Origin of the sequence: Actinosynnema pretiosum, assembly GCF_024171695.1 — a bacterium.
Lineage (GTDB): Bacteria > Actinomycetota > Actinomycetes > Mycobacteriales > Pseudonocardiaceae > Actinosynnema > Actinosynnema pretiosum.
Map to the genome: position 1 here is coordinate 170,113 of NZ_JAMTCF010000008.1, position 11,720 is coordinate 181,832.

Here is an 11,720-nt window from a genome sequence, read left to right on the forward strand (position 1 = left end):
CGGGGAGCCCGGACGAGGACGTGAGCGGGAGCCCTGGCGAGCGTCTGGACGAGAGCCCGGACGGGCACCTGGACGAGAACGTGGAAGAGCGCCCTGGCGAGAACCGGGGGGACAGCCCGGAAGAGCGCCGGAACGACCACCCCGCCGACTACGTCGTTCGGAGTCGTGACAGCGGCCCCGCCCGGAGCGACCATGTGCACTCGGGGTCGGCTCGGGGAGGGGCTGCGCTGATGACGGGTGACCGGGTTCCCCTACCGGGCAGGCAGCGCGTGCTGGCGCTGGTGCGCGAGTTCCAGACCAGACCGGAGGCGCGCGGCGCGCCCACCTCCCGCCGCACGCCCGTCCTGATCCTCACCGGCCCCCGAGGCTGCGGCAAGACCGCCCTGCTGGACGAGCTGGCCCACCGGATGACCGACCTCGTGCCGCACGCCCGCGTCGACTGCGCCAAGCTCGACCCCGACGCGCCCTGGGAGGTCCTCACCTACCTGGCGTTCGAGCTCAACCGCACCGCCGCCGGTTACCGCGCCATCCCGTTCCCCCGCTTCTTCACCGCCCGCGCCGTCGTCGCGGCGAGCTTCCGGGGCGGGGACGCCAAGAACCCCGCCGACCAGCGCGCCCGCGTCCGCGAGGTGCTGGAGCAGTACCGCAGCGTCGACCGGCTCAAGGCGTTCCTCGCCAACCGGGCCGCCGAGGTCAGCGAGCTGCTGCCGGTGGTCGGCGGCCTGCCCGGCGTCGCGGGCGCGGTCCGCTACGCGCCCGCGCTCGTGCTGCGCGGCCTGGTGTCCCGGCCGCTGGGCCGCCGCGCCCTGCTCGGCTCCGGCGTGGACTGGTTCGGCTCCGGCGACCGCGCCTACGCCGAGCTCGCCCGCGTCCACCGGCTCACCCGCCCCGAGTCCGACCCGGAGGACAAGCGCGAGGCCGCCGAGTGGATGTGGCGGGCGTTCCTGGCCGACCTGCGCGCCGCGTTCGGCTCCGGCGCCGCCTTCGGCCGGGGCGCCGACGCCCGCACCTGGTCGCTGGACTGCGCGCTGCTGCTCGACGACCTGGACGCCGAACCCGGCCGCGCCCTCTACCGCGCCCTGGTCGCCGCGCGCGGGTCCGACGCCGACCCGCTGCTGGTGGTGGCGACCGGCGGCGCCGAGCTGGTCGAGGACGTGGCGGGCGAGGACGCCGTCGTGGCCGCCGAGGACGCCGGTCACGAGGAGTGGACCGCGCTCGGCTCGCCCGACGCCCACCCCGTGGCGCTGCGCGACCTCACCGCCGACGAGGTCACCGAGCTGATCGCCGACCGCGCCCCCGGCTGGCCGGGCTCGCGCCGGGTGATCGCCTCGGCGGTGCACCGGTTCACCGCCGGGCACCCGGCCGCCACCGCCCTGCTGGTCGCCGCGATCGCCGACGCCGGTCCCGGCGCGCGGACCCTGGCCGCCGTGCTCGGCAGGCGCTGGCGGCCCGCCGCCGACGAGCCCGACCGGACCAGGACCACCGTGGCCGAGCGGCTGATCCGCGAGTTCACCACCGACCGGGACGACCTGCCGCTGCTGGAGCTGTGCGCCGCCGCCCGCGACGCCGAGCAGGCGGTCCGGCTCGCCGACAGCGGCCTCGCCCCGACCCCGCCCGGACGCGACCCGGTGCCCGACCGGCTGCGCGCCCCCGGCCCCGACGGCCGCCCGGTGCTGCTGCCCGCCCTGCGCAACGCGCTGCTGCTGCGCCTGGCCGCCGACCCCGAGCGGTGGCGGGCCGCGCACACCTGGCTGCGGGACAACGGCGACCCCGACGACCGGCTGCACCACGCCCTCGCGCTGCGCGACGTGCCCGCAGTGGTCGACCGGCTCACCGCGCTCGCCGACGACCCCGAGCGCTGGCTGACCGCCCTGCGCACGGCGGTGACCGCCCCCAACGACCTGCCCGACGCCCTGGTCGTCCCGGCCAGGCTGCTGGCCGAGCTGGGCCTGCCGCACCGGGGCGGCGCCCGCGCCACGACCGCCCGGCTCGTCGTCGCCCTCTGGCTGGCGGAGGACCCGCTCTCGCGCGGCGACCGCGCCGACCTGCTCACCGGCGCCGCCGCCGACCTGGACGAGCTGCGCCGCGAGCAGCGGGGCAACGCCGAACCGCTGCGCAGGGCCGCCTCGGCGCTGCGCTCGCGCGGCGGTGAGCGGCCGGGGGAGGCCGGGCGCTGGCGCGAGCCCGCCGAGGAAGCGGTCGACTTCACCCCGCCGCTGCCTGCGAAAGCCCGCACCCGCTCCAGGGTCCGCGCGCTCGCCCTGGCCGCCGTGCTGGCCGTGGCCGCCACGGCGGTCACCGCCCACTCCTGGGAGCTCATCACCCGCTGCGCCGAGGGCGTGCACGAGCGCGGTGGCGAGTGCGTGGGCGTCACGGACGGCTCCTACGCGTTCGACCCGGCCGCCGAGGGCGTCTCGGCCGCCATCCTGGCCGAGAACGAGCGGGTCGCCGACCTGCCGCACGTCACCCTCGTGGTGCTGACCCCGCTGACGCCGCACGCCGGGGGCAGCGTCACCGACCGGCGGGTGCGCGCGCAGCTCGCGGGCGCGCACGTCGCCCAGCTCGCCGCCAACGGGGGCGACCGGCTGCCCAAGGTGCGGCTGCTGCTCGCCAACCCCGGCAGCCGCCAGCAGGAGTGGCGCCCGGTGGTCGAGCAGCTCACCGGCCTGATCGAGCCCGAGCGGATCGTCGGCGTGGTCGGCGTCGGCCTCAGCACCACCGCCGCCCACGACACCGCGCTCGCGCTGGCCGCCGCCGGACTGCCCATGATCGGCACCGTGGTCACCGCCACCGGCTTCAACACCGACGCCGACGGCAAGCGCGTCAAGGGCTTCGTCCGGGTCAACGCCACCACCGGCGACCAGATCGGCGTGCTGGCCCAGTACCTCGCGCAGACCGACGTCCGCGAGGCCGTCCTGGTCTACGACAACAGCGAGAGCGACCTCTACACCGCCACCCTGCACCGCGAGTTCGAGCGGATCTCCGCCACCGGGAGGCCCGCCGTGACCGTGCAGGGCCAGTTCGACGTGGAGGGCTCGCTGGACATCCAGTTCCGGGAGATCATGCGCGACCTGTGCGGCGACGGCGCGCCCGACACCGTCCTGTACGCCGGGCGCGCGGTCCTGCTCGACGACCTGATCGAGAGCCTGCGCGGCCGGGACTGCGTGCGGGACCGGCTGATCACCCTCGTCACCGGCTCGGACGCCGCCCTGCTGCGCACCAGGCCCGAGCTGCGGCCGGGCGCGCGGGACGCGTCGCTGCGCATCCTCTACACCCCGCACGTCGACCCGGACGCGGCGCGGCAGGCCGGGATCGCCGAGTTCGACGCGCTGGTCGCGGAGTTCGAGCGGCTCGGCCTCGACCCGCTCGACCTGTCCGACGGGTGGGGCGTGATGATGCACGACGCGGTGCTGACCGCGCGTGAGTCGGTCAGCCGGGTCAGCCGGGGGATGAACGCCCAGGCGGGGGAGCTGCCGTCCCGGCAGGACGTGCGGGCCGACCTGGAGCGGTTCGACCGCGAGCGCAACCGGGTGCTCGGCGCGGGCGGGGCGTTCACCATCGACGCGGGGACCGGGAACGCGGTGGGGCGGCGGCTGCCGGTGATGGAGGTCGGGCCGGACGGGAGCTTCGCGGTCAAGGCGATCGTCGACGTGCCGCGCTGAGCCGGGCCGAGCCGGGCCGTCCCGCACCGTGCCGTGCCGCACCGAGCCGGTCGCCAACGCCGCGCGACCCCTCGGTCACGCAGCGCGAGTTCCCGCGTTCGCCACCTTCGCCCAGGTCAGCGGCACGTAGGGTGCCGGGATGCCGATCACGTTCGACACCACCGGCCTGGAGCAGCGCGACACCTCGGTGTGGGTCAACCCCGCCACCGGCGGCGTCGTCACGCTCGACTACTTCGACCTGCCGCCCGACCTGCCCGCCGCGCTGGAGGACGTGGACCTGCTGCGCCACCGGCTCGCCGGGTTCACCGCCAAGGCGGGCTGCCTGATCGAGGCCGACGTCGTGCGGCTCGACGGCGTGCCCGCGCTCTACCAGCTGCTCAAGGTGCCCTTCCCGAACCGGCCCGCCGGTCAGGTGTTCCTGGCCTCCTACACCGTGCCCAGGGCCGGGTGCAGCGCCGTGCTCAAGCTCCAGTCGCCCGAGCTGGGCATGACCGGGATGCGCGAGGCCATGCTCATGGCGCGCCTCGGCCACGAGAACTGGTTCACCCCGCACCCGTACGCGCCCGAGCTCCAGGGCGTGCTGCCCCACCACCTCGGCGACGCCGCCGAGCACGACCCGCAGTTCCCCGACCATCCGCTGACCAGGGCGCGGGCGTGGGCGCGGCACGTGGCGCTCACCGGCCGGGTCGACCCCCGGTTCGCCGCGCTGCCGCCGTTCCAGCCGCAGGGCTGACCCCGCTCGGGCGGTGGGACCGGGGCAGACCCGGCCCCACCGCCCTGGGAGTCCTCACACCGCCTGGTAGGCGGCCGTCCAGAAGTCCCGGTGCAGCCTGCGGCTGTCCTCGTGGTCCAGCGCCACCGACGTCAGCAGCACCCCGGTCAGCCCGCAGCCGGGGTCCGAGAACGCGCTCGCGCCCAGCGCCGCCCGCCGCCCGAACTGGCCGACCCCGGCGAAGTCCGTCCGCCGCACCCGCACGCCCACGCCCAGCCCGAAGCCCCACGAGGTGTCCGGCAGGCCCGCGCGCTGCTCGTCGGTCAGCAGGTCCGAGGTCATCAGCCCGGCGGCGGACCGGCACAGCACGTCCGGCCGCTCGCCCAGCAGCGCGCGGTGCAGCGCCAGCACGTCGTCCGCCGTGGACAGCAGACCGTCCGCACCGGACTCGAACACCGGCTCCGCGCTGTGCCTGCCGTTCCACGGCGAGTCCGCCACGACCAGCGCCCCGGTCGCCGGGTGGTGCGCGTACGCGCTCACCAGCCGCTCGGGCGCGGCCCGGAAACCGGTGTCCGCCATGCCCAGCGGCTCGAACAGCCTGGTGCGCAGCACCTCGCCCAGCGGCTCGCCGACCACCCGCGCCAGCAGCACGCCCAGCACGTCCGCGTCGGACCCGGCCGCCCACCGCCGCCCCGGCTGGTGCGCCAGCGGCAGCTCGGCCAGCCTGCGCAGCCACTCGTCCGGCTCCAGCTGCCCGTCGCGGGTGCTGATGGGCAGCGCGGGCAGCCCGGCCGTCATGGTCAGCAGGTCCCGCAGCACCACCGGGCGCCGCGCGGGCTCGGTGACGTCGTCGTCGGAGGCGACCTGGAGGTCGGCCAGCTCCGGCAGCCACCTCGCCACCGGGTCGTCCAGCCCGATCGCGCACTCCTGCACCAGCAGCACCGCCGCCGCCGCGGTGGCCGCGCCGCTCAGCTCGCCCAGCCGGAACAGCGCGTCCCGGCGCAGCGCGCCCCGGTCCGCCGAGCCGTGCACCTGGGCGTGCACCTCGTCCCCGCGCGCCACGAGCGCGACCACACCCGGCACCGCCCCGTCGTGGACGTGCGCCGCGAGCACGGTCTCCAGCCGGCTCAACCCCGCAGCCTCAAGCACGCCTCTCCCCAACCTGAACGATGTCCTGCGCTTCCCGAGCACTCTACGCAACCGCCGGCCGCCGCTGCGCCGCTCGGGTGCCGAGGTCGCGCGGCCGGGGCCGGTGTGCGCAGGGTAGCCGGCGGACCCGGCGCGAGGTGCGGTTTCCGGGTTCGCGGGGCATTCGCGTCCCACCTCCCGGACGTTCCGGGGCGGGTCGCGGCGAAGCGCGTCGATCACGTCACGGGCGGTCACGGAGCGCACTGCCTTAAAAGAGGTTTAAATTTGCCTCGAATTTCCTTAAACAAGTGCGCGCGGGGGTGCGACCCACTGCGGCGGGGGTTCCGGGGAGTTCGCCGAACAAGGGGTTCGCGATTTGGTTGCAGATGGGAATTCGGGGTCCGGGAGGCCCGTTCCGCGCTCTCCCCGACGTGCCCGGTGTGGTGCCCGCCGCTCCCGCGCCCGCCCGGTCGCCGGGGTGTTCGGGCACGTCAGGACGTTGCCCACCAGCGCCGTCGTGGTCGATAACAACTTTTCCCGGAACTTTTCCGCCCGGTTCCGCCGCCCGGTCGGGCATAACGCGCGTCACGTCACCGGGGTTCGCCGTACCGCACCGCGGAACCCCTTCGCGCATTAGCCTGGCCTTGACATCGAGCGGTCGACCAACAAGTCTGTGGAAACGCTCTCACGGGACGGCGCAGGATTGCCCGCCCCGCCCTCCGGGTGGTCATCCTGAAAACCGCAGGGGGTGAGAGCCGAACTGCCCTGCAGCAGATGGAGGAGTTCGCTCGATGCGCACCAGAACGAAGTGGATGGGAGCGCTGGCGGCGGTCGCCACGGCCGCGACCGCCGCTACCGTCACCACCCTGATGCAGCCCGCGTCGGCGGCGGGGCCGGACCAGCTCCCGCTCACCGTCACGAACAACAGCGGCCGGTCGGACTCGGTGCACCTCTACGTGCTGGGCACCGACATCCGCAGCGGCAAGCTCGGGTTCGTCAACCAGTCGGGCGCGTTCACGGCCTGGACCGGCGGCACCAACCCGCCGTCGCCCGCGCCGGACGTGTCCATCAACGGCCCGGCCAACGGGTCCAGCTCCACCATCAAGGTGCCCAAGCACCTGTCCGGTCGCGTCTACATGTCGTTCGGGGAGAAGCTCAAGTTCTTCCTGACCCAGGACGGCCTGGTGCAGCCCGCGCCCTGGTCGCCCGGCGACGCGAACCACAACATCCTGTTCGACTGGAGCGAGTTCACCTACAACGACGCGGGCCTGTGGATCAACAGCTCGCAGGTGGACCACTTCGCCGTCCCGCACGCCGTCAGCGTGACCGGGTCCGACGGGGCGACCCGCAAGACCGGTGAGCTGAAGGTCAACGGGCGCGAGAACGTCATGAACGCGCTCAAGGGCCTCAAGGGCTGGGAGAAGACCGTGGTGACGCGGTCGGACGGCACGATCCTGCGCGCGCTCGCGCCGGGCAAGGCCGCCGAGGGCGGGCTGTTCAGCGCGAACTACCTGGACCCGTACATCACCCAGGCGTGGAACGCGTACACGAGCAAGACCCTGACCGTGGTGCCGTTCACCGACCAGCCGAGCGTCAAGTACTTCGGGCGCACCTCCGGTTCGACGATGAACTTCACCGACGGCTCCGGCAAGCAGGTGGCCTCGTTCCAGAAGCCGTCCACCCCGGACGTGTGGGGCTGCGACGGCAAGCTGGGCGCGCCGAACGACCAGGTGGTCGGCCCCATCGCCCGCACCCTGTGCGCGGCGCTGCACCGCTCCACCCTCGGCACGATCGACACCCAGCCGGGTGGCGGCGCGGCCGACTTCTACAAGGGCGACCTCACCAACCACTACTCGCGCCTGGTGCACGAGAACATGGTGGACGGGCGGGCCTACGGCTTCGCGTTCGACGACGTCCAGGCCCAGGAGTCCCTGGTGCACTCCGGTGACCCGCGCTCGGCGGGCATCACGCTGACCCCGTTCACCGGGGGCGGCAACAACGGCGGCAACAACGGTGGCGGGAACAACGGCGGCGGCAACAACCCGCAGCCGACCACCACCACGAAGCCCCCGACGTCGAACAACCCGCAGCCCGCGGGCGGCTCGATCGTCAGCGCGTGGCAGGGCAAGTGCCTCACCGTGCCGAACAACAACTTCTCCGACGGCCAGCGGCTGACCGTGTCCGACTGCACCGGCGGCGCGGGCCAGAAGTGGGAGTTCAAGGACGGCACCCTGCGCAGCGGCGGCATGTGCGCCGACGTGGCCTGGGGCTCCACCGCGAACGGCGCGGCGGTCCAGCTCGTCAAGTGCAGCGGCAACGCGGCCCAGAAGTGGGTGCTGTCCGGCGCGGGCGACCTGGTCAACCCGCAGGCCAACAAGTGCGTCGACATCGCCGAGTGGAACCCGGCCAACGGCGCCGTCCTCCAGATCTGGGAGTGCGGCGGCACGGCCAACCAGAAGTGGCGTCGCGCCTGATAGCGGAGTTGTGCAAGCGGGGCACCGGTCTTCGGACCCGGTGCCCCGCTTTTCCCGTTCAGCCGCAGGAGATGTCGTTCGGGTCCGGCTTGTGGCCCGTCGGGTCGGCGCCCGGCAGGTTCCGCTGGAAGTAGTCCTCCCACAGCGCCCCGGTCAGCAGCTGCCGCAGCTTCTTCGCGACCGCCTCGCAGCGCGCCGCGTCCCCCTTGGGGAACCCGATGCCGTACCGCTCCTGCTGCCCGAACGCCACCTGCGGCAGCACCACCACGTCCGGGTGCTTGGTCGTGTACCCGTGCAGCAGCAGCTGGTCCGTGGTCATCGCCGCCACCGACCGCTCCCGCAGCCGCGCGAAGCACTCCTCGTAGTACTCGACCTCCGACGGCGCCAGCCCCAACCCCTGGTACTCCCTGACCTGCGCGGCCGAGGTGGAGCCGCGCGTCACGCAGACCGCCTTGCCGCGCAACGACTCCATGGTCGGGTGGAGCGGCTGCCCGTCCTCGCCGCGCAGCACCAGCGCGCCCTGCTGCGAGAGCATGTACGGGCCCGCGAACAGCACCTTCTCGCGCCGCGCGTCCGTGATCGAGTAGCTGGCGAGCACCATGGACACCCGGCCGCCCGGTTGCAGCTCCCGCTCCCGGTCGGCCGTGCGCACCGGCAGCGGCTCGGGCCGGAAGTCCAGCTCGGCTCCCAGCCAGTTGAGCAGGTCGTCGTCGAAACCGCTGCGCTCGTTGGTCGCCGGGTCGACCGTGCCCCAGCCCGGCGAGTTCGGCGCGACGCCGACGTTGAACCGCTCGGGGAACAGCCGTTCCGGCTCGGCGCAGCCCACCGCCAGCGCCAGCACCGCCACCACCGCCAGGAACCCGCGCCGATCAGCCACGCAGCACCGCCTCGTCCACCCTGACCCTGACCTCGCACGCGGTGTTCCCGCCCGAGTAGTCCAGCACCACCTTCACCACCGCCTGCCGCTTCGCCCCCTCGAGGGACAGCTCCACCGCCTGGCCGGGCCTGCCGACCGCCTCGGCCCGCTCCTGCCCGTCCACGACGGGCGTGTACCGCAGCTCCGGCGACCGCTCGCAGTCCCCGGTCCTGCGGGCGTTCTCCAGGCTCAGCGCGAGCACCACCCGGTCCCGCTCGGGCGGGGAACCGGGCAGCTCCAGCACCCGCTCCTCCCCGTCCCGCCACGGCTGCCCGCCGGTGAACTCCTCGGGCACGGCCAGGTCCAGCGGCCGGGTGGCGTCCCACACCGCGTACCCGACCGCGCCGATCCCGACCAGCCCCAGCACCAGCGCGGCCCACTTCAGCCCGCGCGCCCAGTCGACCGGCTGCCTGGTCCGGCCGCGCAGCAGCTCCGGCCGCTCGGCGACCAGGATCGCGAGCGCGCCCAGCACGATCGACACCGGCAGCGCGAGCACGCCCGCGAGCTGGCTGGCGCCGTCCAGGTCGAGCAGCGCCAGGGGGGTGAGGGAGCCGAGGAACAGCGCGGCGAACAACCAGAGGACCCCGCCGAGGGGCTTGTCGCGGGTCACGGGCTCCTCCACCGGTCTTACTGGCGATTTCCCGGTCGGCTTCCTGCCACCGGGCCTCCTGCTCCTGTCTGGCGGCACCCCGCGCTGCCGCGTCCCACCGGACATGACCACCCCCTTCACCCCGTCCTGCCGGGGGAACCCGTGGCGGCCGGTCTGCCGCCAGTGCCGCACCCTCGGCGCGCGGCGGCGCTTCCTGCGGGTCACGCGCAGTCGATCAGCTTGTTCGGATCGGGCTTGTGCGGAGCCGGGTCGATGCCGGGCAGGTTGGCCTCGAAGAAGCTCCGCCACAGGGTTCCGGACAGCAGGCCCCTGAGCAGCTCGGTCACCTTCCGGCAGCGCGCCAGGTCCCCCTTGGGGAACCCGATGCCGTACCGCTCCTGCTGGCCGAACGACTCCTGCGCCAGCACCACGGTGTCCGGGTTCGCGGCGGCGTAGCCGTGCAGCAGCAGTTGGTCGGTGGACACCGCCGCGACCTCGCCCGCGCGCAGCAGGTCGACGCACTTCTGGTAGACGCTCTCCGCCCTGGGCACCACGTCCAGGTCGTACTCGCCCAGCTGCTGGGCCGACGTCGACCCCTCGGTCACGCACACCGTCCGCCCGCGCAGCGACTCCCGGTCCGGGTGCTCCGGCCTGCCGCTCGCGTCCCTGCGCACCAGCAGCCCCTGCCTGGTCAGCATGTACGGCCCCGCGAACAGGACCTGATCGCGCCGGGCGTCGGTGATCGAGTACGTGTGCACCACCAGCGAGACCCGCCCGCCCGGCCGCAGCGCCGCCTCGCGCTCGCCGTCCACCAGCGACAGCGGCTCGGGGACGAAGTCCAGCTCCGAGGCCAGCCAGTTGACCAGATCGTGGTCGAACCCGCTGCGCCTGGTCTCCGCGTCGACGGTGTTCCAGCCGGGCGAGCTGGGGGCGACGCCGACGTAGACGCGGTCGGGGAACAGGGGAGCGGGCTCCGAGCAGCCCACGACGAGCGCGACCACCGCCGCGAGCGCGACCACCGCGCGCCGGTCAACCACGGGAAGCCTCCTGGGGGACCTGGAGCACCACGGGATCGCCTTCGATCCGGACCTCGCAGGCCCGGTCCTCCTCGGCGTAGCGCAACCCGATCCGCACCTGCACCCGCTGTCCGTCGTCCTCCAGCTCCAGCGCGACCCGCTCGCCCGTCCGCCCGACCGCCTCGCGCGTCGTCCTCCCGTCCAGCAGCAGCGCGTAGCGCAACTCGCCCACCTCCTCGCAGCAACCGGTCGGATCGGCGTTCTCCACGCGCAATCACCCCCTCGCCGCCCTGCGCGGGCAGGAAACCAGTATCCGGAAAATTCCTGCCGGTGACCTCGGATTCGCCGGGGTCGGCCGAGTTGTTACGCGGGCGTGGGGAACGATCTCCAGGGGGTGCTCGATTCCAGGTCAGCGGGCATGAGTGCGGATCTCGTCGGCTTTTGCGGAACGATCGGGTGCATATCCCTCCGAACGTTTCGACCGTTCTTTTGCGGGACCGTCCGAAAACGTTAGTTGTGAAACATATTCGCTGATCCGGGGCCTGTGAAATGCCCTTATGATCGCCTTGCGGCGAGGTCACCCGGAATCGCCGTCCGGGGGGAGCGGAGGTGGTCGGTGTCCAGCCCGTGGCGGGTCGAGGGGGAGCGGGTGTGGCGGATGGGGAACCGGTTGCCGCGCGCCGACGCGGCGACCTTCCGGGTGCTCAGCTTCTCGTTCGCCCGCGATGCCGAGCGGGTGTGGACGCCGTGGCACCGGGTCAAGGCGGACGCCGCCACGTTCCGCGCGCTCGACCGGGGGGTCGTGCACGACGACCTCGGGGAGCCCGTCGCGCACGGCTACGGGGCCGACCGGGACGCCGTCGTGTTCTCGGCGGGCGTCGACCGGCCGGTGCGCGTGGCGGGCGCCGAGGTCGCCACGTTCCTGTCGCTGGGCGGGTTCTTCGGGCACGACGCGCGCTCCTGCTACGCACACGGCAGGCTGCTGCGCGGCGCCGACCCCGGTGACTGGCGGATCGTCGACCAGCGGATGCTCTACTCCACCTCGGGTGGCCGGGTCTACCACGCGTGGCGGCCGGTGCCCGCCGACGCGCGCACGTTCAGCACGCTCACCGTGACCAGCGCGGGCAGGCTCCGGCAGGTCGCCCGCGACGCCGAGTGGTTCTACCTGGACGGGGAGCCGGTGTCCGAGCGGGAGCTGGCGGAGCGGTTGCGGTGACCGGGAT

The 11,720-nt window shown here is 74.0% G+C and carries 9 protein-coding genes; 4 read left to right on the plus strand and 5 right to left on the minus strand.

Features of this window, described 5'->3' with window-relative positions; genetic code table 11:
* The first annotated feature begins 230 nt into the window (after positions 1-230).
* Together LV78_RS18165 and LV78_RS18170 are read left to right on the plus strand one after the other, a co-directional pair.
* Positions 231-3,662, plus strand: a complete 3,432-nt coding sequence (locus LV78_RS18165; RefSeq protein ID WP_253846448.1) for a hypothetical protein — start codon at positions 231-233, stop codon at positions 3,660-3,662.
* Between the two features lie 139 nt (positions 3,663-3,801).
* Positions 3,802-4,395: a hypothetical protein gene (locus LV78_RS18170; protein WP_253846449.1), complete on the plus strand. Its 594-nt coding sequence runs from the start codon at positions 3,802-3,804 to the stop codon at positions 4,393-4,395.
* A gap of 54 nt (positions 4,396-4,449) precedes the next feature.
* Here LV78_RS18170 and LV78_RS18175 read toward each other — a convergent pair whose 3' ends face one another.
* Complete coding sequence (locus LV78_RS18175; protein WP_253846450.1) at positions 4,450-5,505, minus strand: serine hydrolase domain-containing protein; 1,056 nt, start codon at positions 5,503-5,505, stop codon at positions 4,450-4,452.
* Between the two features lie 788 nt (positions 5,506-6,293).
* Between LV78_RS18175 and LV78_RS18180 the strand changes: the two genes are divergently transcribed.
* Complete coding sequence (locus LV78_RS18180; RefSeq protein WP_253846451.1) at positions 6,294-7,976, plus strand: glycoside hydrolase family 64 protein; 1,683 nt, start codon at positions 6,294-6,296, stop codon at positions 7,974-7,976.
* A 58-nt stretch (positions 7,977-8,034) separates the two neighbouring features.
* Here LV78_RS18180 and LV78_RS18185 read toward each other — a convergent pair whose 3' ends face one another.
* From LV78_RS18185 to LV78_RS18200, 4 genes are all read right to left on the minus strand, one after another.
* Positions 8,035-8,853, minus strand: a complete 819-nt coding sequence (locus LV78_RS18185; protein WP_253846452.1) for a transporter substrate-binding domain-containing protein — start codon at positions 8,851-8,853, stop codon at positions 8,035-8,037.
* Positions 8,846-9,502: a hypothetical protein gene (locus tag LV78_RS18190; RefSeq protein WP_253846453.1), complete on the minus strand. Its 657-nt coding sequence runs from the start codon at positions 9,500-9,502 to the stop codon at positions 8,846-8,848. The genes LV78_RS18185 and LV78_RS18190 overlap by 8 nt, the downstream gene beginning before the upstream one ends.
* A gap of 200 nt (positions 9,503-9,702) precedes the next feature.
* A complete protein-coding gene (locus LV78_RS18195) occupies positions 9,703-10,518 on the minus strand; it encodes a transporter substrate-binding domain-containing protein (protein ID WP_253846454.1) in 816 nt (271 codons plus the stop codon).
* A complete protein-coding gene (locus tag LV78_RS18200) occupies positions 10,511-10,765 on the minus strand; it encodes a hypothetical protein (protein ID WP_253846455.1) in 255 nt (84 codons plus the stop codon). The genes LV78_RS18195 and LV78_RS18200 overlap by 8 nt, the downstream gene beginning before the upstream one ends.
* A 348-nt stretch (positions 10,766-11,113) precedes the next feature.
* Here LV78_RS18200 and LV78_RS18205 point away from each other — a divergent pair, with 348 nt between their 5' ends.
* Complete coding sequence (locus LV78_RS18205) at positions 11,114-11,713, plus strand: DKNYY domain-containing protein (RefSeq protein WP_253846456.1); 600 nt, start codon at positions 11,114-11,116, stop codon at positions 11,711-11,713.
* The last annotated feature ends 7 nt before the right edge of the window (positions 11,714-11,720 follow it).

Excerpts from the sequence above, each read along its gene's own strand:
- LV78_RS18165 (WP_253846448.1), top strand. The coding sequence starts at position 231 with ATGACGGGTGACCGGGTTCCCCTACCGGGCAGGCAGCGCGTGCTGGCG.
- LV78_RS18180 (WP_253846451.1), top strand. The coding sequence starts at position 6,294 with ATGCGCACCAGAACGAAGTGGATGGGAGCGCTGGCGGCGGTCGCCACG.
- LV78_RS18170 (WP_253846449.1), top strand. The coding sequence starts at position 3,802 with ATGCCGATCACGTTCGACACCACCGGCCTGGAGCAGCGCGACACCTCG.